This is a genomic window from Xenorhabdus lircayensis, assembly GCF_016306625.1.
In the GTDB taxonomy this organism is placed as follows: domain Bacteria; phylum Pseudomonadota; class Gammaproteobacteria; order Enterobacterales; family Enterobacteriaceae; genus Xenorhabdus; species Xenorhabdus lircayensis.
Window position 1 is genome coordinate 19361 of record NZ_JACOII010000034.1, and the last position, 23887, is coordinate 43247.

Here is a 23887-nt window from a genome sequence, read left to right on the forward strand (position 1 = left end):
TTGCGCTCGCCTGTTGTTTTTGCTGCCGTATTTTTATGCAGCACAAACTCCTCAAAATTGCCCTGATTCTGGTAATCCATACATTTAAAGAGGTTTCTTTACCATGAATCAGACGCTACTTTCCTCATATGGGACGCCATTTGAACGTGTTGAACGTGCGCTTGCTGCTTTGCGTGCGGGTCAGGGCGTGATGGTACTGGATGACGAAAATCGTGAAAATGAAGGTGACATGATTTTCGTTGCTGAAACGATGACTGTAGAACAAATGGCATTGACCATCCGTCATGGTAGTGGAATTGTTTGTCTTTGCCTGACTGAAGAACGTCGTCAGCAGCTAACATTGCCCATGATGGTTGAAAACAACTCCAGTCAGTACCAGACGGCTTTCACCGTTACCATTGAAGCTGCACAGGGTGTAACAACCGGCGTGTCTGCGGCGGATCGCATCACTACGATCCAAGCCGCCATTGCAGATGATGCACAGCCAAACGATCTAAATCGGCCTGGGCATGTTTTTCCTCTGCGCGCCCAACCGGGAGGGGTTTTGACTCGCCGCGGTCATACCGAAGCGACCATTGATTTGGTTAAAATGGCCGGTTTCAAGCCTGCGGGAGTGCTGTGTGAATTGACGAATGACGATGGCTCAATGGCTCGCGCGCCTGAAGTGATTGAATTCGCAAAACAGTATGATATGCCGGTCGTCACTATTGAAGATTTGGTGAACTATCGCCTGAAAATAGCAAAAGCAGCTAGTTGATAGTCAATCCCATCAGGCTATCTTAAGGTGACTATTGAAATAGCTCCTAATTGGTATTGTTTTATGAGGCTTGTATAGAAAACAGTTCGGGATAGAATATATCGGTTATACTCAACGGATTTCAGGTTGCAGTGCGGCCAGCACAGTAGCTTGAAAGATGGGGAGATATATTGCATGTACGTTTGAGAGGCTACAGCCCACACCCTGTGGCCTTTCAGTATTTTTGAAGCACTCCATCATTTTTGATTGGCTATATTCAAGGAAGAAAAGTCTTAATCTTGTCATGATTTTTTTATCATAATTCACAAGTCATTATTCGAAATGTTTAATTTGCTGTAATAAGGGGCGAGAATGAGTCTCCTGAGAATGCCTGCTTTATTCATTGGTCATGGTAGTCCAATGAATGCCATTGAAGATAACTACTACTCACGTGCTTGGTTTGAACTGGGGAGCAAATTGCCTAGACCAAGGGCGATTCTTGTGATTTCTGCACACTGGTACACGAATGGTACAACAGTGACAGCGATGGCACAGCCCAGAACTATCCACGATTTTGGTAACTTTCCCCGAGAACTGCATGAAAAACAGTATCCAGCTAAGGGATTTCCTGAGCTGGCTGTATTGGTGCAGGATATTCTTGAGCCGATTGAGGTCGAGACTGATTTTGAACATTGGGGATTGGATCATGGGTCTTGGGGAATATTGGCAAAAATGTATCCCGATGCAGATATTCCAGTTATCCAACTGAACATGGATCGCAATCAACCTGCTTCTTTTCATTATGAAATAGGTAAAAAATTAGCTTTACTGCGGGATGAAGGTGTCTTAATCCTGGGAAGTGGAAATGTCGTACACAACCTGCCAGCCGAAAAATTGGGGGCAGAACCTTTTCCATGGGCACTATCTTTCGAACAGTTTGTACGCGAAAGTTTAACCAGCCTTGAGGAGCCTCATCCTTTGTTTAATGCTTTGGATAGAGAAGATGGTCAATTGTCTAACCCAACGCCAGAGCATTTCCTACCGTTGCTGTATGTGATGGGCACATGGAATAAAAAAGAGCCGATTTCAACCCCTGTTGAGGGTATTGAAGACGGCTCCTTGAGTATGTTATCGATTCAGCTTGGTTGAGTGAATCAATCCAAAATAATATGCGGGTAGAAACGTGACAGATCTTGGGTAATCAACTCACGATCTTCACGGATACAGATACCCGCAGGTTGATCATCGACCAGCCAGCTACCGACCAACACATAGCTATCGCCAAATTTTGGCAGTGCATGGAATTGTTGGACGATCATGCCTTCTTCCCCATAAGGGCCTTCGGCACTAGCGACTTCCCGGCCATTTTCAATGATGCGAATATTGGCACCTTCACGGGAGAACAGTGGCTTAATGACATAGCTATCCATGTCTGAAGGGCGTTCATCCGCAAAATAAGCGGGCAGCAGATTAGGATGATTCGGGAACATCTGCCACAGCATCGGCAGCAGAGCCTTGTTGGAGATAATGCTTTTCCATGCGGGTTCCAGCCAACGAACACCCGCATCGGCCAGTTTGGTAGAGAACATCTCGCGCAGCATAAATTCCCACGGATACAGTTTAAACAGATTGCCGATCACTTGATCCTGCAAGTCAGTAAACTGCCCTTTTTCACCCAGCCCGATATCCTCAATAAACAGGAACTCAGTTGGAATATCAGCTTCCGCAGCACAATCCTGCAAATATTGGATGGTGCCACGATCTTCTTCAGTATCCTGACAACAAGCCATATGCAGCAGGCCGAATCCATGCTTTTCACGTAACTGAACAAAACGCTCAATCAGCTTTTCTTGCAGACTGTTAAACTGATCTGCATGTGATGGCAGATTGCCCGCGTTAACCTGATCCTCCAGCCAAATCCACTGAAAGAAGGCCGATTCATACAGGGACGTTGGAGTATCGGCGTTGTTTTCCAGCAACTTGGGAGGATTTTTGCCATCATAGGCCAAATCTAAGCGGGAATAGAGCGAAGGTTGGCTGGTTACCCATGAAGAGCGGATAAACTCCCAGCAATGTTTTGGGAACTGGAATTTTGTCAGCAACTCTTCGCTATTGACTACTTTTTCCACAACCTGCAAACACATTTGGTGCAATTCTGCCGTCGCATCTTCAATTTCTTCAATCTGACTCAGTGTGAACTGATAATAAGCCTCTTCACTCCAGTAAGGCTGATCATACATGGTGTGAAAATTGAAACCATATTCTGCTGCTTTTTCGCGCCAATCTGGGCGCTCGGTAATTCCAATGCGTTTCACTTTGATTAACCACCCATAGAGCGGGAAGAATTAGAACTTGAGCTGGTAGACGAACGCTGCATGGTCGATTGCTTCGCTACGGAATCACCGAACCCGCCACGGGTAATGGTGCTGGTGGTCGCAGGTTTTGGTGCCATGGCAGTTTTTGGTACTGTCATGCTGCGACCACCAGCGGTGGCTGGGCCATAGTTTTTACCTGTCGCATCAACAAACTTGCCATTAGCTGGGCTGGAGGCTGATTTTGATGTGAACAGCGGTTGTGATGGTGCAGAACTGCCACCCATCAAACGTCCCATCATGTAACCCGCCATCAAAGGCATCCAGAAGCTACCGCTACTGTTTTGTGCCTGAGCCTGACCAACTCCCGCCTGAGCAGGTGCTTGAGTACATTGTTGTTCACCAAACTCAGCAACACACTCTTCGCGAGAGGCATATTTCGGTGCAGTTTTTTCCGCTTCTTTCAGGGCATTGTTGTAAGCGGTTTTGCATTGCTCGCTTTGAGAAGGATTCGCCTGGGAGCACTCATCAGCATTCGTATAGAGTGATACCGTTTCATCGTTCTGTTCACAGGCAGATAGCATGAAAACAGCACTGATAGCGAGCGCTACTGGTGCCAGACGATAGCTTCGCCACGTTTTGCGGAAAGAATCGCGGTTTATCTCTTTTGTCCGTTTCATTGTCATAGGGAGCATCCATCTTGAAGGTATCTGATTAAGAGCGTATCCCATTCACGGTACCCAATGGGATTGGCTCTCAGGGATATGCTTAAAAAACAGCCCACACAATCGGCGGGCTGCTTTCGTTATTAGTATAGCGTTTTTAATATAACGTTTTTTAATCGGGAACGATAGTGCATTAAATCAGCGAATTGATGGGGTTTTCATCTCTTTAATAATATTGCTGGCCGAAGTTGAGATTTGTGTGCCTAACATCTTGTTCAATGCTATCAAATCGTTCTCGTTCAGGGTGCCGCGAGCTTGCTCGTTCTGTAATTGGGAAAGCAAATAATCATAGCGTGCTTTAGACAGATTCTGCTTGGCTTGATACAGCTTCGTTGTTGCGTCCAGCACATCAACGATGGTACGGGTTCCCACCTGATAACCGGCTTCCATTGAGTCCAATGAACTTTGGGTGGAGAGTACGGCCTGTTTGTTGGCCTCAACACTACTGACAGCAGCAGAAATGTTATTGGCGGTGGAATGCACTTCTTGTATCAGCTTGCGATAGGTGTTTTCCAAGTCCTGACTGGCGCTGACGAAATTATATTTTGCCTGTTCTACTTGAGAATAGGTAGCACCGCCACTAAACAGAGGCAAGATTAAGGATAATTGAACGGAATTACCTCCGGTGTAGCGATCTTCTTGCTGAACGCCGCGTGTATGGCTGTTATTGATTCCTGTGCTTGCGGCTAAATCAACGATTGGCATATAGCCTGTCTGTGATTCTTTGATCTGCTCGCGTTTTAGATCCTGTGTTAAGCGGGCTGACAGCAGGCTTAGGTTACGGGTTTCAGCTTCTTTCAGTACCGTATTAGCTGGCTCAGGTTGTTTGGTCTTGAATTGATCAATATTCAATGCGGCCAGTTGCGGATAGTAGATTCCTGTGATCAAGCGCAGTTTTTCCAACGTATTTTCCAGATCGTTACGATTGGAAACTTCTTGTGCCAGAACGGAATCATATTGGGCGCGGGCATTCTGTACGTCGGTAATGGCAACCAGACCTACATTAAAGCGTTGGGTAGTTTGATCCAACTGGCGGTACAGTGAGGCTTTCTGGGCTTCGGTAAACGTCAGGGTATCAATTTTATTCAGGACGTCAAAATAGGCTTGGGCGGTGTCCAGAATTAATTTTTGTTGGGCTGTTTGGTAATTGATATCGGCGATACCAGCACTCTTTTCAGATTGATTCAGTCGGTTCCATTTCGCCATATCAAAGATGGTCTGGGTTAGTTTCAGACTGGCATCTGTACCATGAGATTCTGTATTTCTGCTGTCGCGAAAGCCTTTGCCATAATTAGCACTGGCACTCAGTCCCAATTGAGGCAGCAACGAACTGCGGGCTTCATTAATCTTTTCAACAACCGAATTGCGATCAGCTTGTGCCTTAAGCAATTCGGGGTTTGTTTCTTTCGCCTGCTGATAAATCTGTAACAAATCTGCTGCATGGCTCGAAGTACTAAAACCTACCAGATTCATAGCGATAAAAAGAGAGAGCAATTTTTTCATTTGCGTTCCTTGTGTGCAGCTATTTTGCTTAAGTTGCCCCTGCATAAAAACCAATACCACCGATTCTAGCAGAGAATGCCAGCAGGGTAGGGTGGCTGTTTGTGCCATATTGCCTCATTTTTCAGCTTGTTTGTATCATCTGAATGAATTTATTTAGATCAATGCAGAAAAATACATTTTAATAATAGATTATTAAAAAAATAATTAGAGGGTTTTATGAGTAAAAATCTTGCCTTACCACGCACTTTTACGAAACAAGATGTTGAAGTGATTTCCCGAAAAACACTCTATCGCGGTTTTTTCAAAATGACGGAGTATCAATTCAAGCATCGTCTGTTCCGAGGCGGCTGGAGTGAAACAATTAAACGTGAGGTTTTTGAACGCGGTAATGCCGGTGTTCTGTTGCCTTATGATCCGGTACGCGATGAGGTGGTTTTGATTGAACAAATCCGTATCCCGGCGATTGAAACCAGTAATACACCGTGGCTGCTGGAAGTGATCGCCGGCATGATCGAAGAAGGCGAAGAAGTTGAACAGGTGGTTCGTCGTGAGGCAGTGGAAGAGGCAGGTATTGAGGTTAAACGCTGTCAGCCTGCGTTGAGTTATCTCTCCAGCCCCGGCGGCACGACAGAACGCATGGATATCTTTGTCGGTGAAGTGGATGCTTCCACCGCGTCAGGCGTTCATGGTCTGGAAGGAGAACATGAAGATATTCGCGTTCTGGTGGTCAGCCGCGAGCAAGCCTACCAGTGGGTAGAAGAGGGCGTTATCGATAATGCGGCTTCGGTTATTGCAATACAGTGGCTGGCATTGCACCATGAAAAAATTAAGAAAGAGTGGTTGGGTAATAACTCCTAATTTGTGCTGGAAAACGGGAAGTGTGCCCCAGTAAGCAGATCTTCTGCACAAAGACACGTTAGAATAATTCTCATGATCGACAGGAAAAGGAAACCATTTGGAACGCCTGCTTGAAGTACCTGTGGCAGAAGGCGCCACAGCCAGAATACTGCAAATCACTGATACGCACCTTTTCGCCAATAAAGGCGATTCACTGCTGGGCATCAATACCTACCGCAGTTATCATGCTGTACTGGACATGATCCTTGAGCAGAATCTCGATATTGATTTGATCGTTGCGACAGGGGATTTGGTACAGGATCAAACGATCAATGCCTATCAGCATTTTGCTGAGGGCATTGCCCGTTTGCCTGCGCCCTGTGTTTGGTTGCCCGGTAATCACGATTATCAGCCAGCGATGGTTGATACGTTGGCGGCCGCAGGGATTTCACCTTCTAAGCAGGTATTCATCGGGCAGCATTGGCAATTGATTATGCTGGATAGTCAGGTGCAGGGCGTTCCTCATGGTGAATTGACGGATTATCAGCTTGAATGGATGAAAAAATGTTTGGATGAGCACAGTGATCGTGATGCGCTTATTATGCTTCACCATCATCCTGTGCCGTCTGGGTGCACATGGTTGGATCAGCACAGTTTACGCAACGCCCCCGCGTTATCAGAATTTTTAAAAGACAAAACACAGGTGAAAGCTATACTGTGTGGGCACATCCACCAAGAGGTTGATGAAGTGTGGAATGGTATTCGTGTTATGGCTACGCCATCAACCTGTGTGCAATTTAAGCCACATTGTACTAATTTTATGCTTGATACAGTGGCTCCGGGATGGCGTTATCTCGAACTGTCTGTGGCTGGCAGCGAGGAAGTGAGGCTGCAATCGCAGGTTCACAGGCTTAAGAGTAACGAATTTTGCCCGGATTTAGATTCGGACGGGTATTAATGTCAACGTTACTTTATTTACATGGTTTCAATAGTTCGCCCCAATCAGCGAAAGCGAATATGCTGAAAACGTGGTTGCATCAGCAGCATCCTGAAATTGACATGCTGGTGCCGCAATTACCACATTATCCTGAAGATGCGGCCATCTTATTGGAAGAACTGGTAATGGAGCGCGCCGGTGAGAACATCGGGCTGGTTGGTTCTTCCCTTGGCGGTTATCTGGCTATCTGGCTTTCCCAGTGTTTTGGATTACCTGCCGTGGTCGTCAATCCTGCAGTACGTCCATTTGACTTGCTTCAGAATTATCTTGGGGAAAACGTGAATCCCTATACCGAAGAGCGGTATACTCTTGAACAAAGCCACATACATGATCTCAAAGTGATGCACATCGACCCGCTGGAATCGCCTGATCTTATCTGGTTATTGCAGCAAACAGGGGATGAAGTGCTCGATTACCGTCAAGCCGTTGCTTACCTGATGCAGTGCCGGCAAACGGTCGAATCTGGTGGGAATCATGCGTTTGTTGGTTTCGAATATTATTTCCCTCAAATCATCAATTTCTTGGGGCTAACCTGTGGCAATAGTAAAAAAATTGCCAAAAATAGGTAAGCGACTGGTATTATCAACAGTATATCAATACTGATTGGCCCTCTAATAACGAAGCAACCGACAGAATTACAACATGACTCAATCTAGTTACAACGCAGAGGCCATTGAAGTCCTCAGTGGCCTGGAGCCAGTTCGTCGTCGTCCCGGAATGTATACTGATACAGTCCGCCCGAACCATTTGGCACAGGAAGTGATCGATAACAGTGTGGACGAAGCTCTGGCTGGTCACGCGAAGCATATTGAAGTGATCCTTCACAGCGATCAGTCTCTGGAAGTGATAGATGATGGCCGTGGTATGCCGGTTGATATCCATCCTGAAGAAAAAGTTTCTGCTGTTGAATTGATCCTGACCCGCCTGCATGCAGGCGGGAAATTCTCCAATAAAAATTACCAATTTTCTGGGGGCTTGCATGGTGTTGGGATCTCTGTGGTCAACGCCCTCTCCAAACGAGTGGAGGTCACGGTTCGCCGTAACAGCCAAGTTCATCTGATCGCCTTTGAAAATGGCGAAAAAGTACAAGAGCTAGAAATTATCGGCAGTTGTGGTAAGCGCAACACCGGAACGAGCGTCCATTTTTGGCCAGATGAAAGCTATTTCGATATTCCCCGTTTTTCTGTTACTCGCTTGACCCATTTGCTGAAAGCCAAGGCGGTATTGTGTCCGGGCGTTGAAATCGTCTTTAAGGACAAACTGAATGATACCGAGCAGAAATGGTGTTATGCCGACGGGCTGACAGATTATCTGCTGGAAGCCGTCAACGGGCTGGTAACACTGCCACAAGCGCCATTTGTAGGGACACTTAGCGGAGATACCGAAGCCGTTGACTGGACATTGCTCTGGCTACCTGAAGGTGGGGAATTACTAGCAGAAAGTTATGTTAACCTGATCCCGACTGTGCAGGGCGGAACCCACGTTAATGGCTTGCGCCAAGGATTGTTGGATGCCATGCGTGAATTCTGTGAATTCCGCAACATATTGCCGCGTGGGGTCAAACTCTCTGCCGATGATATCTGGGATCGCTGTGCTTACGTGTTATCACTCAAAATGCAAGACCCACAATTTGCCGGACAGACTAAAGAACGTCTCTCTTCGCGCCAGTCTGCGGCCTTTGTTGCTGGCGTAGTGAAAGATGCCTTCAGCCTGTGGTTGAACCAGCACATTCAAGATGCGGAACAACTCGCTGAAATGGCGATTGCCAGTGCTCAACGCAGAATGCGCGCCGCGAAGAAAGTGGTACGTAAAAAGTTGACCAACGGCCCTGCGCTGCCGGGAAAATTGGCAGACTGTACTGTACAGGATCTCAATGTCACTGAACTGTTTCTGGTGGAAGGGGACTCGGCTGGTGGTTCTGCTAAACAAGCCCGTGACCGTGAATTTCAGGCGATCATGCCACTGCGTGGAAAAATCCTGAACACATGGGAAGTCTCTTCGGATGAGGTGCTGGCTTCGCAGGAAGTGCATGATATCTCTGTCGCGATTGGTATCGATCCTGATAGCGACGATCTCAGCCAGCTTCGCTACGGTAAAATCTGCATACTGGCGGACGCGGATTCCGATGGACTGCATATTGCAACGCTGCTGTGCGCCCTGTTTGTCCGCCACTTCCCGACACTGGTAAAACGCGGGCATGTCTATATGGCAATGCCGCCGTTGTATCGAATCGACCTCGGCAAAGAAGTGCATTATGCGCTGGATGAAGGGGAAAAGAGCGCCATACTGGATCGCTTGAGCCGCAAGCGGGGTAAACCTAATGTCCAGCGCTTTAAAGGCTTGGGTGAAATGAACCCAATACAGTTGCGCGAAACCACATTAGACCCCAACACTCGCCGTCTGGTGCAATTGACTATTGACGATGATAATTATCAGGAAACCCTCTCAGTCATGGATATGCTTCTGGCGAAGAAACGTTCAGAAGATCGCCGTAACTGGCTGCAAGAGAAGGGTAATTCCATCGACATTGAAGTATAGAGCACGGTAGTCAATACCCCATAGATTTCGAGGAAATAAATACATGAGTGAGATAACTCACGATGGTGTGGAGCGCCAGCCGCTTCACACGTTCACTGAAAACGCCTATTTGAATTACTCCATGTACGTCATCATGGACAGGGCGCTGCCTTTTATCGGGGATGGTTTAAAACCTGTTCAGCGCCGTATTGTCTATGCGATGTCGGAGCTGAGTCTGCACAACAGTGCCAAATTCAAAAAATCCGCCCGTACTGTGGGTGACGTTCTTGGTAAATACCATCCGCACGGTGATGGGGCCTGTTATGAAGCCATGGTTTTGATGGCCCAGCCTTTCTCATACCGTTATCCGCTGGTGGATGGCCAAGGTAACTGGGGCGCACCGGATGATCCAAAATCCTTTGCGGCGATGCGTTATACCGAATCCCGTTTGTCCAAATATGCCGAATTGCTGCTGAGTGAATTGGGGCAAGGCACAGTGGATTGGGTGCCAAACTTTGATGGCACATTGCAGGAGCCGAAAATGCTGCCTGCACGCCTGCCTAACATTCTGCTGAATGGCACGACTGGCATTGCCGTTGGTATGTCGACTGACATTCCTCCACATAACGCCCGCGAAGTGGCAAGTGCGTTGATTGCCATGCTGGATAAGCCAGACTTGTCGCTTGATGAGGCGATGGAATATGTCAAGGGGCCGGATTATCCAACAGAAGCCGAGATCATCACGTCAAAAGAAGATATCCGCAAGATCTACAAAAATGGCCGTGGTTCGGTGCGTATGCGTGCGATATGGTCGAAAGAAGAGGGCAACGTTATTATTACTGCCCTGCCGCACCAAGTATCCGGAGCGAAAATCTTGGAGCAAATCGCCAGCCAAATGCGGGCGAAGAAGCTGCCGATGGTAGAGGATCTGCGTGATGAATCCGATCACGAAAATCCAACCCGCTTGGTGATTGTTCCACGGACTAACCGCGTGGATGTTGAACAAGTGATGAATCACCTGTTTGTGACCACTGATCTGGAAAAAAGCTATCGCGTTAACCTCAACATGATCGGTTTGGATAACCGCCCAGCGGTTAAAGGTCTGGTTGAAATCCTCAGTGAATGGCTGGTTTTCCGTCGTGAAACTGTGCGCAACCGCTTGAATTACCGCCTGGAAAAAGTCCTTAAGCGTCTGCACATCTTGGACGGTTTACTGACGGCGTATCTCAACATTGACGAAGTGATCCAAATTATTCGCAATGAAGATGAACCAAAGCCAGTGCTGATGCAGCGTTTTGGATTAACTGAAACGCAGGCCGAAGCAGTTCTGGAACTGAAATTGCGTCACTTGGCGAAACTGGAAGAAGTCAAAATCCGTGGCGAACAAGATGAACTGGCGAAAGAGCGAGACAAACTTCAGGCGATTCTGGGTTCTGAGCGTAAATTAAATACTTTGCTGAAAAAAGAGATTATTGCCGATGCGGAAAGCTATGGTGATGCTCGTCGCTCTCCGTTGAAAGAGCGCATGGAAGCTAAGGCCATGACCGATCATGACATTCTGCCGTCTGAGCCAATTACGGTTGTCATGTCAGAAATGGGCTGGGTGCGCAGTGCGAAAGGGCATGAAATTGATCCAACGGGCCTGAATTACAAGTCAGGTGATAGCTTCCGCAGCGCAGCACGCGGCAAGAGCAATCAGCCAGTGGTCTTTATTGATACCACAGGACGTAGTTACTCCATCGATTCGTTAGATTTGCCCTCTGCCAGAGGGCAGGGGGAACCGCTGACAGGTAAACTTGCGTTGCCGGCTGGGGCATCGGTTGAGCATCTTCTGATGGCGAAAGAAGAACAGAAGTTCTTGATGTCATCAGACGCGGGTTATGGTTTTATCTGTACTTTCAGTGACCTGATTGCCAAGAATCGTGCGGGCAAGGCTTTGATTACTTTGCCTGAAAATGCCAAGGTGATGCTGCCATTGGAGATCAACAACGAACAGGATGATATGCTACTGGCGATTACCAAAGCGGGTCGCATGTTAATGTTCCCAGTGGCTGACCTTCCGCAGCTTTCGAAAGGCAAGGGCAACAAAATTGTCTCTATCCCAGCAGCACAGGCCGCATCAGGGGAAGATATGCTGAGTTGGCTGCTGGTACTGTCTCCACAATCCTCAATCACGCTCTACTTTGGTAAGCGCAAGCTACAGTTTCATCCAGAGGACTTACAGAAATTCAGAGCTGAGAGGGGACGCAAGGGCACCTCGCTGCCTCGTGGATTACAGCGTGTTGAACGTGTTGTCGTGGAGATGCCTAAACAATAAGTTGAGGTAATACCAACAAATTGAGGCGATAACAGCATATATCTATAGGCTTCAAGTTGCAGCCAACCAAGCTGCAACTTGAAAGATAAAAGGTATAAATCATAATTGCGGGTCAGTGTGATACTGGCCCGCTTTGCAAGAGGCAACTATGCTAGCAATCATTCGTGGAATTATTGTTATTCTATTTACCATCCTGATCTTTGTCTTCGGTTGTATCTACTGTTTATTCAGCCCGCGGAATCCACGTCACGTTATGACGTTCGGTCATGCGTTTGGCAAATTACATCAGGTTTTTGGTATTAATCTGTTGGTACGTACTCCAGTAGACGCCCGGGAATATGGGCCTAGTATCTATATTGGCAATCATCAAAATAATTACGACATGGTTACCATGTCAAATGCGGTGCAGCCACGTACAGTAACCGTGGGCAAGAAAAGTTTGGTTTTTATTCCCTTCTTTGGTCAAATTTATTGGCTGACGGGTAACATTCTGATCGACAGGGCAAACCGGACAAAAGCACACGGCACAATTTCACAGGTTGTTGATCAGATCAAAAAACATCAAATTTCAGTCTGGATGTTTCCAGAAGGTACTCGTAGCCGTGGTCGTGGATTATTACCCTTTAAAACGGGTGCTTTTCATGCAGCTATTGCCGCAGGCGTGCCTATCGTGCCCGTTTGTGTTTCTTCAACACACGATAAAATAAAACTGAATCGCTGGAATAATGGCGCCGTTATTGTTGAAATGTTGCCGCCAATTGATACCACGAAATACACCAAAGAGCAGGTTCGTGAACTGGCAGAATACTGTCAGCAAATGATGCAAGCTAGAATTGAAGAATTGGATAAAGAAGTCGAAGAACTTAATAAGCGAAGATAATTGAATGACGGTAAACTAACCGAAATCGTCAAATATGTTCTCCCACTCTTTGGATGAATTCTAGCTATAAATTTAAGATAGTTTTAGAATTTATCCCCTATCCGCGATATGATTGCGTTTAATGAGTTAATGTTTTTATTAAACGCAATCGATAGAATAATAAATCCTGATAGCCACAATATCGGGGTATTCATCCCAGTAATTATCTAAAACAATCATTGAGGGATTGCTATTCTTGTCGTGGAGGCTATTCCTGTTGTGGAGACTATTCCTACTGTGGAGAAAGTATGTCACTAAGTCGGCGCCAATTTATTCAGGCATCTGGTTTGGCAATGTGTTTAGGGGCACTTCCTTTTGCGGTTCGAGCCAATAAAAATCAACAAACGAAATTGCCGCTTCCTCCCTTACTGGAATCCCGAGGCGGACAACCTCTATTCTTAGCCGTACAAAAAGCCAGTTGGTCATTTAATGGTCAGAATAAGGTTCAAGTCTGGGGCATCAATGGACATTATTTAGGGCCAACTATTCGGGTTCGTCGAGGAGATGATGTCAAACTGATATATAGCAATCGTCTGTCTGAACCGGTTTCAATGACGGTAGGTGGTTTGCTGGTGCCCGGAACTTTGATGGGAGGCTCAACACGCTTAATGTTGCCGGGTAAAAGTTGGTCGCCCGTTATCCCTATAGATCAGCCTGCAACGACCTGTTGGTATCATGCCAATACGCCAAACCGAATGGCACAGCATATTTATGCTGGTTTGGCCGGAATGTGGCTGGTGGAAGATGACAACAGCCGTAATTTACCTTTGCCTAAACATTATGGTATCGATGATTTCCCTGTTATTTTGCAGGATAAGCGGCTGGATAACTTTGGTGTACCGCAATATAACCCGCCCGCTAATCAAGGTTTCCTTGGAGATACCTTGGTCGTGAATGGTGTCGAAAATCCTTTTGTTGAAGTTGCCAGAGGTTGGGTCAGACTGCGTTTACTGAATGCCTCTAATGCCCGGCGATATCAATTGGAGCTTAGTGATGGGCGCCCTTTTTACATCATTGGTACTGATCAAGGATTGCTGCCTGCTCCTGTGGCAGTACAGCAACTGCCACTGGCACCGGGTGAACGCCGTGAAGTCTTGGTTGATATGTCGAAAGTGGAAAGTGTGACCATTACTGCGGGGGAATCCGCAAGCGTGATGGATCGCCTGAAAGGGTTATTTGAGCCTTCAACCAAATTGTTGTCAACCACGGTATTGACGCTTAAAGCCAGTGGCTTGCTCTCTTTGGTGACGGATCAATCACCCTCTCAACTCGTGGTTGATAATACACAAGTCAATTCCTCCATTCGAAGCCGCCAGCTTGTGTTAGGGGATGATTCGCAAGGGATTAATGGCTCATTGCTGAATGAGTATCGAGTTGACATCACTAGCCAGCAAGGAGCATGGGAACGCTGGATAGTCACAACATCAATACCTCAACCTTTCCATATTGAAGGGGTAAGATTTAAAGTCATCAGCCTTAATGGCAATCGTCCAGAACCACAGGATTATGGTTGGAAAGATACTGTTTGGATTGATGGCCGGGCAGAATTACTGGTGAATATGATGCAGCCATCTTATGAGCATTTCCCCTTCATGTATTACAGCCAGATATTGGAAATGGCGGATCGTGGGGTTGCTGGGCAGTTGATTGTCAATCCTGCCGGCTTCTAAACGAAAACCCTGTTACTGTTTTTGTTTTGTCTAATAGTATCGCAAGGTTGCATGCTCAGAAATGGGCATGAGCATCAGCATTGAATGCCCTGTTAGATTGAATGGAGCTGCTATTTTGGGGTTTATTTGTTAAATAATGGGAAGATTAAACAATAGATTGTTTAACAATTAGTGTGCAAACTAACTTTTTGTCCTGAATAAATTGCTAATCTTATCGACTGAGAGTAGCCCTTTCCGTATAGTGTTCCAAATTTTCATACTACTGCCTGTAAGGTGATTTAATGAATATCAGCTTGATTGCTGCGATGGCTATGGATCGAGTTATTGGTATGGAAAACGCCATGCCGTGGACTCTGTCAGGTGATTTAGCCTGGTTTAAACGCAATACACTCGGAAAGCCAGTTGTGATGGGGCGGGTTACTTATGAGTCGATTGGCCGTCCTTTGCCGGGACGCCTGAATATCGTGATCAGCAGGCAACCTGCGAGTGATGATCAGGTTACTTGGGTAAGCTCTATTGAAGCTGCGTTGGCTGCGGCTGGCGATGTTGAAGAAGTTATGGTGATGGGGGGAGGAAAGATTTATGAGCAGTTTATTCCTCTGGCCAATCGCATGTACCTTACTCACATCGATGCAGAAGTGATTGGTGACACGCATTTCCCTGATTATGAACCTGATGAGTGGAATTCAGTCTTTACCAAATATCACGATGCAGATGAAAACAATTCACATAGCTATTGTTTTGAAATCCTAGAGCGCCGAGAGTAATCAAGTTTTACGTGCGGAGCGTCTTTTAGGTGTGGGGCGTCTTTTAAGTATAGGGTGCCCTTCACGGTGGAGTGCTTAAAGGCACTCCGGCGTCACAGGTTCAGGCTTACGATTTTTTGAGCAATGAAGCCTGACTGAAATACTGTTTATCTTCCCAACGAAGCATTGTCAATTTACCTCCCCAACAACAGCCCGTATCCAGAGCATAAATGCTATCAGGTGCTCCTTGACCTTCCAGCGCAGCCCAGTGACCAAATACAATGGAATAGTCTTCAGGAATATTGCGTGGTAATTCGAACCAGGGTTTCAGCGGGGCTGGGGCATTTTCGGGCTTAGATTTACACATCATATCCAACTGACCATTTGGGAAACAATAACGCATCCGAGTCAGTGCATTGGTACTGTAACGTAACCGAGCAAGACCACGTAACTCCGGTGCCCAGCTATTTGGCATATCCCCATACATTTCATTGAGAAACAGAGGATAACTGTCACTGCGAAGAATAGCTTCCACTTCACGGGCACAGGTTTTGGCCGTTTCCAAATTCCATTGTGGAGTAAGCCCTGCATGTGCCATGGCCAGTTTCAATTTATCATCAATCTGTAACATTGGCTGCTTTCTCAGCCAATTTATCAATTCATCAATATCTGGTGCTGTGAGTAATTCATCCAGCAAATCTTTCGGCTTATTACGGCTGATTTTGGCGTAAACAGCCAACAGGTGCAGATCGTGATTACCCAACACAAGTTTAACCGCAGAGCCGAGTTGCTTGATATAACGAAGTACTGCCAATGAATCAGGGCCACGGGCAACCAGATCGCCTGTTAGCCATAAAGTATCTTCACTAGGATGAAAATCGACTTGTTCTAATAAGGCGCGTAATTCACGATAACAGCCGTGAATATCGCCGATAAGATATGTAGCCATAGTTAATTTATCAGTGTTGGAATAGCCAGCCGGAACACGGGAATGGCGACACGAAACGGACGACCATCGAGGTCAATCATTTCATAGTGGCCTTCCATAGTGCCCAGAGGGGTTTCCAGAATCACTCCACTGTTGTAGCTATACTCTGTTCCCGATGGGATCAAAGGTTGCTTTCCCACAACCCCTTCACCCTGAGTTTCGGTTTTGCGACCATCACTGTTGGTTATGCGCCAGTACCGGCTAATAAGTTGCACGGTAAAATGCCCAAGATTGCGAATTGATATTGTATAAGCAAACACAAAACGCTGTTGTTCCGGTTGTGATTGACTTTCTACGTAAGCACTTTGTACTTGAATATAAATTCTTGGTTCATTGAGCATAGGTGCCTCCTGTTACTGCAATGGCGGTTTATTGGTTTCAGGCAGTTTCAAGCTGAGACGATAACCAGTTTGCCATTTTACAGTATTGCTCGACAGAAATGTTTTCAGCCCGTGTGCTTGAGTCAACGCCCAGCTCAGATAACTGCTCAGTGGAAAAAATATTTCCAAGGCTGTTGCGGATAGTTTTTCTCCGTTGGTTAAATGCCTGAGTGGTAATCCGGGCTAACATACGAATGTCCTGAACCGGATAAGGCATAATTTTGTGCGGGATCAAGCGCACAATGGCGGAGTCCACTTTTGGTGCCGGCGTAAATGCCGTAGGCGGTACTTCAAGAACAGGGATTACCTGACAGTAGTATTGAGCCATCACACTTAAACGCCCGAAGGCTTTACTGCCAGGCCCTGCAACAAGGCGATTAACCACTTCTTTTTGCAACATGAAGCTCATATCAGCGATAGCATCAGTATAGCTGAAAAGATGGAACATCAACGGAGTGGAAATGTTATAAGGTAAATTACCAAATACACGCAGGGACTGCCCACGCTCTTTGGCAATCTGGCCAAAATCAACCGTCATCGCATCTTGCTGAATAATAGTTAGCTTATCTTTCAGTTTCGGATGGACATGCAGGCGAGCCGCCAGATCGCGGTCAAGTTCGACGACAGTCATTTTATCCATGCGCTCACCAACAGGTTCAGTTAGTGCACCCAAACCTGGGCCAATTTCCACGACGGCTTGACCAACTTGTGGATTCATTGCATCGACAATGCTACCAATAATAAACTGATCGGTTAAAAAGTTTTGCCCGAAACGTTTACGGGCATAATGCCCTTGATGGACTTTGTTATTCATTACTGTTTTGTATCATTTTAATTGCTAGATTTAATGCGGTGATAAAACTACCCACATCAGCTTGACCTGTCCCTGCCAGCTCGAGAGCTGTGCCATGATCGACAGAAGTCCGGATAAATGGCAGGCCCAGAGTAATATTCACGGCCCTGCCAAAACCTTGGTATTTTAACACGGGTAGCCCCTGATCGTGATACATAGAAAGCACGGCATCGGCATTATCCAAATATTTTGGCTGAAATAGTGTATCAGCGGGCAATGGGCCTTCCAACCACATACCTTCTGCTCTCAGGCTGTCTAATGCCGGAATGATCACATCTATCTCTTCATGCCCCATATGCCCCCCTTCACCAGCATGGGGATTTAGGCCGCAAACATAGATGTGGGGACGGTGGATACCGAATTTGGTTTTTAGGTCATGGTTGAGAATGGTGACAACTTCCCGCAGAGAATCAAACGTAATCGCCTTGGGAACATCCAGAATCGGCAGGTGCGTCGTTACCAGCGCTACCCGTAGTTCTTCTGTTGCCAACATCATGACGACTCTTGCACATTGGCAGTGGTCAGCAAAAAACTCAGTATGTCCGGTAAAAGGTACGCCTGCATCATTAATGATGCCCTTATGTACAGGGCCTGTCACCAGTGCAGAAAACTCCCCGTTCAGGCAACCATCGCAGGCTTTTGCCAATGTTTCCGTGACATAAGTACCGTTTTTTCGGTTCAATTCCCCCACAATGGCTGGGGATTGGAGATAAACGGGCAGGATAGTCAGGGTTCCGGCTGCTTGTGATGAAGCCATTTGTGATAAAGAAGTGTGTTCAGGGGAATAAATTTGTAGTTGCAGGGGCAAATTCAGTTGTTTGGCTCGGGAGAGCATCAGCTCTGGATCAGCACAGACAACCAATTGGATAGGCCACTCTTTTTGGGCGAGGGCAATGACTAAATCAGGACCAACCCCGGCTGGTTCGCCGGGGGTGATAATGATGGGTTTATTGTTGTGCATCGCTACCATCTGAAATTTTCACATAAGCGGAGGCGCGTAATTCCTGTATCCAGCTTTGTGCCTCTTCATTGAATTTACGGTTGAACAGCAGACGGTAGGCACGATCTTTCTGGGCTGCATCCGTTCTATCGACTTTGCGGCTATCAAGCAGTTGGATTAAGTGCCAGCCGAAAGAAGAGTGAACAGGCTGGCTGAGCTCGCCTTTTTGCAGCTTCGTCAACGCATCACGGAAAGCAGGGTCATACGCACTCGGCAAGTTCCAGCCCAATTCGCCACCGCGCATGGCTGAACTAGGATCTTCAGAATGCTCTTTCGCTGCTTCTTCAAATGTGGTTTTGCCACTTAAGATCTCTTCCCTCAACTTCATCAACTCACCGCGAGCTTGATCGTCGTTCATAACGGGTGATGTTTTCAGCAGGATATGACGGGCATTCACTTCAGTGACCGCAATTGGCATATGATCACCACGGATATCATTGACTTTCAGAATGTGAAAACCAACACCGGAGCGGATTGGGCCAATAATTTGTCCTTTGTGCGCAGACTTGAGTTGTTCAGCAAACAGGGATGGCAATTCCTGGAGTTTGCTCCAGCCCATATTGCCGCCTTTCAGGGCTTGGGTATCACCAGAATAGGTGATGGCTAGTTTACCGAAATCTACGCCATTATTGAGTTCAGATAAGATCTTTCTGACCGTTGTTTCAGCTTTTTCTACCTGAGCCTGATTTGGATTTTCTGGCAGAGGGATCAGGATATGGCTGATATTCAATTCCGTATCCTGACTATTCTGGCTGCCGATTTGATTAGCCAGTGAATCAACTTCTTGTGGCAGGATAGTGATGCGGCGGCGTACTTCATTATTACGGACTTCCGCGATCGTCATTTCCTTGCGGATCTGATTGCGATAGGTATCAAAACTAATACCATCAGCTGTCAGATTCTGTTTCAACTGGGCAAGGTTCAGGTGGTTTTGTGCTGCAATATTTGTGATCGCAGAATCCACGGTTTGATCGGGGATAGTAATCTGCATCCGTTTTGCCATTTGCAGAATAATGTCATCCATAATCAGGCGCTCAAGGATCTGGTGACGCAATGCTTTCTCATCCGGTATCTGCTGGTCTGCATGTTTTGCATTGAGTTTAACGGATTGTAAGAGGCTGTTGACGTCACTTTCCAGTACGACATCATTGTTAACAACGGCAGCCACCTTATTGAGCTCTTGTGGAGCAGCCATTGCGACAGTGCTTACTGAAAACATCAATCCGAGAATGAGCGATCTCCAGTTCTTCATACATTTCCCATCATATCAATCCCGCCTTGGCGGGGTTATTGTGTTTACATTGCGTTTATCGGTATCAGAATGCGCGCTGGTATGGAAGAATACCGTGCTGTAGCATTTTCTGACTACCCAAACTGTGATTGTTACTTAAGCCACGAAGTTCAACATTGAATGACCATTTGTTGTCATACTGACTGCTGCTGAACTTCCAGTCGACGATCTTGCGTTCATAGCCCACATTGACTGCCCAGCAGCAAGTGTTGTATTGCAGACCAACCATCTGGCTTGCCGGCTGTTCTTCTTTGGTATCGTAGTAATACGCGCCTACAAACGCCCAGCGATCAGTTAACGGCCAGCTGGCTACCATACCGACCTGCGAAATACCCTGCTGATAGGCTGGTGCGCCTTCTTTGATCGTGGCCTGAATATAATCGCGGTCAACAAAGCGATAGCTTAGTTGCAACATGCGGTCAGCATCACGACGATATTCCACTACTGCATTGCCCATGGTTAAGCTGCCTAAGCGGTTATCATATTGCAGCCCGCCTTTGAGACCCCAGGAATCATTGACTCTCCAGTGGGCATCCCCAGCCCATGTTGTGGCGCCCGTTCCCTTTTTGTTTCTGATGATATCTTTACCACCTGAATTAGGCGCGGTATCTTCGGTACGTGGACGCTCAAAGTAGTAGATTTGACCTACAGACAGACTAAAACGTTCAACTAAATCTTCATCATAAATGCGGGTGGTAACACCGGTAGTAAACTGATTGGCTGATGAAATGCGGTCTAGGCCACTGTAGAAGCGGTCACGGAACAGGCCAGTATAGTCTGCTTGCAGCAGGGAAGAATCAAAGTTGTTAATGTTATTTTGATTCTTATAAGGCACATAGAGATATTGAACGCGAGGTTCCAGTGTCTGGGTGTAATCCTGATTAAAATACATGGCGCGTTCAAACACCATCTTCGCATCTGACTTAAACACTGGCAGGACACGGTTAACTGATTTTTCCAATAAGGCGTTTCTGTTTTTTGCCTCAGCCGAAATATCCTGTTGGTAATGAGTTGCCATCAATTTAAATTCATTATTGATGCTAGCCCAACCATTGGAGAGTGGCAGATTAATGGCAGGTTCCAGATGCCAGCGTGTTGCATCTGGCCATTGGTTGCCTACACTTGTGAATTTAGCTACTTGAACATAAGTATGAAAATCAAATGGCCCCAAATCATTTTTATAGTAATTGAGATCCAACTGTGGCGCAGCTCGGTAAGCTTTTCTGCTATCACTCATGGTAAAAATCTGGAACTGTTTGGTTGACAAAGTCGCATTCCAGTTCTGTTGAGCATAGCCAATACTGAACTTCTGGGTAGCGTAGCCATCAGTACTGGATCCGTACTGGGAGGTGTAATCAGTAAAATAGTTCGGATCACTGACCTTAGTATAATCGGCATTGAAACGCCAAACTTGATTCATGACACCGCTATGGTTCCAGTATAATAGCCAGCGGTTGCTGCTATCCCGCTGAGGCCTGATGTTGAGTTTTTTATCCTCTTCATACAGACGATCATGACCAATCCAATCCAGCGCAACGGTACCCGTACCTGCTTTGGTTAAATAGCGGAATTCATTATCCAGCTTAAAACCGCGCATAGTGATGAGATGCGGAGTAATCGTGGCATCATAATTGGGAGCAATGTTCCAGTAATACGGCAGCAGGAATTGGAAGCCGTCTTTATTGGAGAAACTGGCATTCGGAAGCAAGAAACCAGATCGGCGTTTGTCACCAATCGGTAACTGCAAATACGGGCTGTAAAACACAGGCACATTGGCAATTCGGAAACGAGCGTTCCAGATTTCAGCCACTTCTTCTTCACGGTCGAGGATCACTTCAGAACCGACAACGCTCCAGCTATCATTACCCGGCAAACAGGAAGTAAAAATCCCGTTATCCAAAATGGTATAGCGGTTTTCATCACGTAGCATCATCTTTTCTGCGCTACCGCGCCCTTGACGGCCAACCATCTGATACTTGGCGTGTTCCACGTCTGTATCTTTATTGTTCAAGTTAGACCAGCCGCGTGGCCCCTTCAAAATGATCTGGGGGTCATCATAGCTGACATTACCTGTTGCGGTAACGGTGCGAACGGGTTCTTTATCCTGTGTTTGTTCGAGCCGTACTTTATCGGCCGTCAGCGTTTTATTTCCCTGTTGAATATCAACATTACCAATGAAATCAACCGCATTGGGATATTCACCGCGAGTATCATCGGACTTAATGTTAATGGGCATGTTATTGGGATCGCCTGTGATAATCGGCTTATCATAGACAGGGACACCCAGCATACATTGTGCTGCGAGGTCAGCATGTGCTTGCTGACTGTAAAGTGCTGCCCATACCATTGTGGCCAGCAGAGTGGGATAACATTTATTCATAGATGTTTATGCAGTTCCGTCATCAGTGGCATCGTGCCGGCAAATGTTCAGAGACTAACGCAGTTGAGATATAGGCGCCAGAGTAAAGTTTAACTTTGCTAATCTTGCTGTTAGGCACGGAGCTTAATGAATAGTATGATAATGCAAAATTGCGCTCAGGGCATTGGGGAATTGAAGACTATATGCAGTATTGGGGAAAATTATTCGGATTAATATTTGGTATTGCGTCCGGCGCGGGTTTTTGGGGAATTGTGATTGGCCTGTTGCTCGGCCATATACTTGACAAAGTCAGGGCTCGCAATCTGGGAGCTACCAGCAAAGGCCCAACCCGACAGGCGCTGTTTTTTTGCAGTACCTTCCAAGTATTAGGGCACTTAACCAAAGCAAAAGGTCGGGTAACAGAAACGGATATCCAGCTAGCCACTCAACTGATGGACAGAATGCAATTGCATGGTGAGGCACGGTTTTCTGCCCAGCAAGCATTTCGTGAGGGTAAACAATCCCAATTCCCCCTGCGTGAAACATTACGACAATTACGGCGTGCCTGCCTTGGTCGTTTCGACCTGATTCGGATGTTTCTGGAGATTCAGTTACAGGCTGCATTTGCTGACGGTGAATTGCACCCCAACGAAAGAAAAGTCCTGTTTGTCATCGCCGAAGAACTGGGGATCTCCCGTATTCAATTTGAACAATTCCTTGCCATGATGGAAGGTGGGCGTCATTTTGACGGGCATCATTTTGGTGGTCAGTATCAACAACACGGTCATTACCAAGGCCAGCAGCGTGCGACATTGGCGGATGCCTGTAAGGTATTGGGCGTCAATGAACATGATGACGCTACAACGATTAAGCGGGCTTATAGAAAACTGATGAGTGAACATCATCCCGACAAACTGGTGGCAAAAGGTTTACCACCAGAAATGATGGAACTTGCGAAACAAAAAGCGCAGTCCATCCAATCCGCTTATGATTTAATTAAAAAAGAGAAGGGCTTTAAATAGCACTTGTCAAAGAAGCGCATCTATAAAAAGAGCATTCGTCAAAAATCGGCTTTGCACTCAAAGTGCATTGGCGTGCCATAAGCCGGATGAGTAATGAATAGCTCTTGGGCATGTAATTGCAGACGAGGCACCAGTTCCCTTGCCTGCGTATGGGCATAGAACCGATCTCCCAGAATGGGATTACCAAGTGCCAGCATATGCACACGGAGCTGATGAGAACGTCCGGTGATGGGAGCTAGTCTGACACGTGTTGCCTGTGCTTCATATTCCAGCACTTGATACTCAGTCTGTGCTGATTTTCCTGTTTCAAAGCAAACTTTTTGTTTCGGGCGATTCGGCCAGTCGCAGATTAACGGTAAATCCACCAATCCTTTTCCCTGCTCCATCTTTCCCCATACCCGCGCAATATAGACCTTTTTCGGCTCACGTTCACGGAACTGCCGCTTCAGTTCACGCTCGGCTGCTTTATTCAGCGCAACGACCATGATACCGCTGGTGGCCATATCTAACCGATGTACTGATTCGGCGGTGGGAAATTCAGCCTGTACCCGCGTCATGATACTGTCTTTGTGCTCTTCTGCTTTGCCCGGCACAGAAAGTAATCCACTGGGTTTATTGACAACCATAATGTGCTCATCCTGATACAGCACATATAACCAAGGATCAGTCGGGGGATTATAAGACTCCAGCATAGTGGCTCCAATTGTGTCGAAGA

General features: G+C 46.6%; 21 protein-coding genes. 11 read left to right on the plus strand and 10 right to left on the minus strand.

Features of this window, described 5'->3' with window-relative positions; all coding sequences use genetic code 11:
* Window positions 1–103 precede the first annotated feature (103 nt).
* On the plus strand, window positions 104–757 hold the full coding sequence (gene ribB / locus H8A87_RS08910; protein WP_198689619.1) for a 3,4-dihydroxy-2-butanone-4-phosphate synthase: 654 nt from the start codon (window positions 104–106) through the stop codon (window positions 755–757).
* 351 nt (window positions 758–1108) lie between these two features.
* Window positions 1109–1885 carry a 4,5-DOPA-extradiol-dioxygenase gene (ygiD, locus tag H8A87_RS08915; RefSeq protein ID WP_198689620.1) on the plus strand — a complete coding sequence of 259 codons (777 nt, stop codon included), beginning with the start codon at window positions 1109–1111 and terminating at the stop codon, window positions 1883–1885.
* A 5-nt stretch (window positions 1886–1890) separates the two neighbouring features.
* Here the strand turns inward: ygiD and H8A87_RS08920 are convergent, their stop codons facing one another.
* The 3 genes from H8A87_RS08920 to tolC form a co-directional block, all read right to left on the minus strand.
* Window positions 1891–3051: a glutathionylspermidine synthase family protein gene (locus H8A87_RS08920; RefSeq protein WP_198689621.1), complete on the minus strand. Its 1161-nt coding sequence runs from the start codon at window positions 3049–3051 to the stop codon at window positions 1891–1893.
* Between the two features lie 5 nt (window positions 3052–3056).
* Window positions 3057–3728 carry a DUF1190 family protein gene (locus tag H8A87_RS08925; protein WP_198689745.1) on the minus strand — a complete coding sequence of 224 codons (672 nt, stop codon included), beginning with the start codon at window positions 3726–3728 and terminating at the stop codon, window positions 3057–3059.
* Between the two features lie 183 nt (window positions 3729–3911).
* Entirely contained in the window at window positions 3912–5276 is a 1365-nt protein-coding gene (gene tolC / locus H8A87_RS08930; protein WP_198689746.1) for an outer membrane channel protein TolC, read from the minus strand.
* Window positions 5277–5492: 216 nt separating this feature from the next.
* On the opposite strand from tolC, the gene nudF reads away from it, so the two are divergent.
* From nudF to folA, 8 genes are all read left to right on the plus strand, one after another.
* Entirely contained in the window at window positions 5493–6134 is a 642-nt protein-coding gene (nudF, locus tag H8A87_RS08935; protein WP_198689622.1) for an ADP-ribose diphosphatase, read from the plus strand.
* Between the two features lie 97 nt (window positions 6135–6231).
* Entirely contained in the window at window positions 6232–7071 is an 840-nt protein-coding gene (cpdA, locus tag H8A87_RS08940) for a 3',5'-cyclic-AMP phosphodiesterase (protein WP_198689623.1), read from the plus strand.
* Complete coding sequence (gene yqiA, locus H8A87_RS08945) at window positions 7071–7679, plus strand: esterase YqiA (RefSeq protein WP_198689624.1); 609 nt, start codon at window positions 7071–7073, stop codon at window positions 7677–7679. Before cpdA ends, yqiA begins: the two co-directional genes overlap by 1 nt.
* Window positions 7680–7752: 73 nt before the next feature.
* Window positions 7753–9648, plus strand: a complete 1896-nt coding sequence (gene parE, locus H8A87_RS08950) for a DNA topoisomerase IV subunit B (RefSeq protein WP_198689625.1) — start codon at window positions 7753–7755, stop codon at window positions 9646–9648.
* A gap of 43 nt (window positions 9649–9691) precedes the next feature.
* Window positions 9692–11944, plus strand: a complete 2253-nt coding sequence (gene parC, locus H8A87_RS08955; RefSeq protein ID WP_198689626.1) for a DNA topoisomerase IV subunit A — start codon at window positions 9692–9694, stop codon at window positions 11942–11944.
* Window positions 11945–12092: 148 nt separating this feature from the next.
* Window positions 12093–12824, plus strand: a complete 732-nt coding sequence (locus H8A87_RS08960; protein ID WP_198689627.1) for a 1-acylglycerol-3-phosphate O-acyltransferase — start codon at window positions 12093–12095, stop codon at window positions 12822–12824.
* Window positions 12825–13111: 287 nt separating this feature from the next.
* The gene (gene ftsP / locus H8A87_RS08965; RefSeq protein ID WP_198689628.1) at window positions 13112–14533 is read left to right on the plus strand and encodes a cell division protein FtsP; all 1422 of its coding nucleotides are present in this window, start codon (window positions 13112–13114) and stop codon (window positions 14531–14533) included.
* Window positions 14534–14814: 281 nt separating this feature from the next.
* Window positions 14815–15300, plus strand: coding sequence for a type 3 dihydrofolate reductase (gene folA / locus H8A87_RS08970; protein WP_198689629.1), 486 nt, complete (start codon window positions 14815–14817; stop codon window positions 15298–15300).
* A gap of 106 nt (window positions 15301–15406) precedes the next feature.
* On the opposite strand, the gene apaH is transcribed toward folA, so the two are convergent.
* From apaH to lptD, 6 genes are all read right to left on the minus strand, one after another.
* Window positions 15407–16228 (minus strand): bis(5'-nucleosyl)-tetraphosphatase (symmetrical) ApaH, encoded by an 822-nt coding sequence (gene apaH / locus H8A87_RS08975; RefSeq protein ID WP_198689630.1) that lies wholly within the window; start codon window positions 16226–16228, stop codon window positions 15407–15409.
* A 2-nt stretch (window positions 16229–16230) separates the two neighbouring features.
* A complete protein-coding gene (apaG, locus tag H8A87_RS08980) occupies window positions 16231–16608 on the minus strand; it encodes a Co2+/Mg2+ efflux protein ApaG (RefSeq protein ID WP_198689631.1) in 378 nt (125 codons plus the stop codon).
* 37 nt (window positions 16609–16645) lie between these two features.
* Window positions 16646–17461 carry a 16S rRNA (adenine(1518)-N(6)/adenine(1519)-N(6))-dimethyltransferase RsmA gene (gene rsmA / locus H8A87_RS08985; RefSeq protein WP_198689632.1) on the minus strand — a complete coding sequence of 272 codons (816 nt, stop codon included), beginning with the start codon at window positions 17459–17461 and terminating at the stop codon, window positions 16646–16648.
* A complete protein-coding gene (gene pdxA, locus H8A87_RS08990; protein WP_198689633.1) occupies window positions 17454–18461 on the minus strand; it encodes a 4-hydroxythreonine-4-phosphate dehydrogenase PdxA in 1008 nt (335 codons plus the stop codon). Before pdxA ends, rsmA begins: the two co-directional genes overlap by 8 nt.
* Window positions 18448–19752: a peptidylprolyl isomerase SurA gene (surA, locus tag H8A87_RS08995; protein ID WP_198689634.1), complete on the minus strand. Its 1305-nt coding sequence runs from the start codon at window positions 19750–19752 to the stop codon at window positions 18448–18450. Before surA ends, pdxA begins: the two co-directional genes overlap by 14 nt.
* Window positions 19753–19816: 64 nt before the next feature.
* A complete protein-coding gene (gene lptD / locus H8A87_RS09000) occupies window positions 19817–22171 on the minus strand; it encodes an LPS assembly protein LptD (protein WP_198689635.1) in 2355 nt (784 codons plus the stop codon).
* Between the two features lie 182 nt (window positions 22172–22353).
* On the opposite strand from lptD, the gene djlA reads away from it, so the two are divergent.
* A complete protein-coding gene (gene djlA / locus H8A87_RS09005) occupies window positions 22354–23172 on the plus strand; it encodes a co-chaperone DjlA (protein ID WP_198689636.1) in 819 nt (272 codons plus the stop codon).
* A 38-nt stretch (window positions 23173–23210) separates the two neighbouring features.
* On the opposite strand, the gene rluA is transcribed toward djlA, so the two are convergent.
* Window positions 23211–23864: a bifunctional tRNA pseudouridine(32) synthase/23S rRNA pseudouridine(746) synthase RluA gene (gene rluA / locus H8A87_RS09010; protein ID WP_198689637.1), complete on the minus strand. Its 654-nt coding sequence runs from the start codon at window positions 23862–23864 to the stop codon at window positions 23211–23213.
* Between the last annotated feature and the right edge of the window lie 23 nt (window positions 23865–23887).

Excerpts from the sequence above, each read along its gene's own strand:
- ribB (WP_198689619.1), top strand. The coding sequence starts at position 104 with ATGAATCAGACGCTACTTTCCTCATATGGGACGCCATTTGAACGTGTT.
- ygiD (WP_198689620.1), top strand. The coding sequence starts at position 1,109 with ATGAGTCTCCTGAGAATGCCTGCTTTATTCATTGGTCATGGTAGTCCA.
- H8A87_RS08925 (WP_198689745.1), bottom strand. The coding sequence starts at position 3,728 with ATGAAACGGACAAAAGAGATAAACCGCGATTCTTTCCGCAAAACGTGG.
- tolC (WP_198689746.1), bottom strand. The coding sequence starts at position 5,276 with ATGAAAAAATTGCTCTCTCTTTTTATCGCTATGAATCTGGTAGGTTTT.
- nudF (WP_198689622.1), top strand. The coding sequence starts at position 5,493 with ATGAGTAAAAATCTTGCCTTACCACGCACTTTTACGAAACAAGATGTT.
- yqiA (WP_198689624.1), top strand. The coding sequence starts at position 7,071 with ATGTCAACGTTACTTTATTTACATGGTTTCAATAGTTCGCCCCAATCA.
- parE (WP_198689625.1), top strand. The coding sequence starts at position 7,753 with ATGACTCAATCTAGTTACAACGCAGAGGCCATTGAAGTCCTCAGTGGC.
- parC (WP_198689626.1), top strand. The coding sequence starts at position 9,692 with ATGAGTGAGATAACTCACGATGGTGTGGAGCGCCAGCCGCTTCACACG.
- H8A87_RS08960 (WP_198689627.1), top strand. The coding sequence starts at position 12,093 with ATGCTAGCAATCATTCGTGGAATTATTGTTATTCTATTTACCATCCTG.
- ftsP (WP_198689628.1), top strand. The coding sequence starts at position 13,112 with ATGTCACTAAGTCGGCGCCAATTTATTCAGGCATCTGGTTTGGCAATG.
- folA (WP_198689629.1), top strand. The coding sequence starts at position 14,815 with ATGAATATCAGCTTGATTGCTGCGATGGCTATGGATCGAGTTATTGGT.
- apaH (WP_198689630.1), bottom strand. The coding sequence starts at position 16,228 with ATGGCTACATATCTTATCGGCGATATTCACGGCTGTTATCGTGAATTA.
- apaG (WP_198689631.1), bottom strand. The coding sequence starts at position 16,608 with ATGCTCAATGAACCAAGAATTTATATTCAAGTACAAAGTGCTTACGTA.
- rsmA (WP_198689632.1), bottom strand. The coding sequence starts at position 17,461 with ATGAATAACAAAGTCCATCAAGGGCATTATGCCCGTAAACGTTTCGGG.
- pdxA (WP_198689633.1), bottom strand. The coding sequence starts at position 18,461 with ATGCACAACAATAAACCCATCATTATCACCCCCGGCGAACCAGCCGGG.
- surA (WP_198689634.1), bottom strand. The coding sequence starts at position 19,752 with ATGAAGAACTGGAGATCGCTCATTCTCGGATTGATGTTTTCAGTAAGC.
- lptD (WP_198689635.1), bottom strand. The coding sequence starts at position 22,171 with ATGAATAAATGTTATCCCACTCTGCTGGCCACAATGGTATGGGCAGCA.
- djlA (WP_198689636.1), top strand. The coding sequence starts at position 22,354 with ATGCAGTATTGGGGAAAATTATTCGGATTAATATTTGGTATTGCGTCC.
- rluA (WP_198689637.1), bottom strand. The coding sequence starts at position 23,864 with ATGCTGGAGTCTTATAATCCCCCGACTGATCCTTGGTTATATGTGCTG.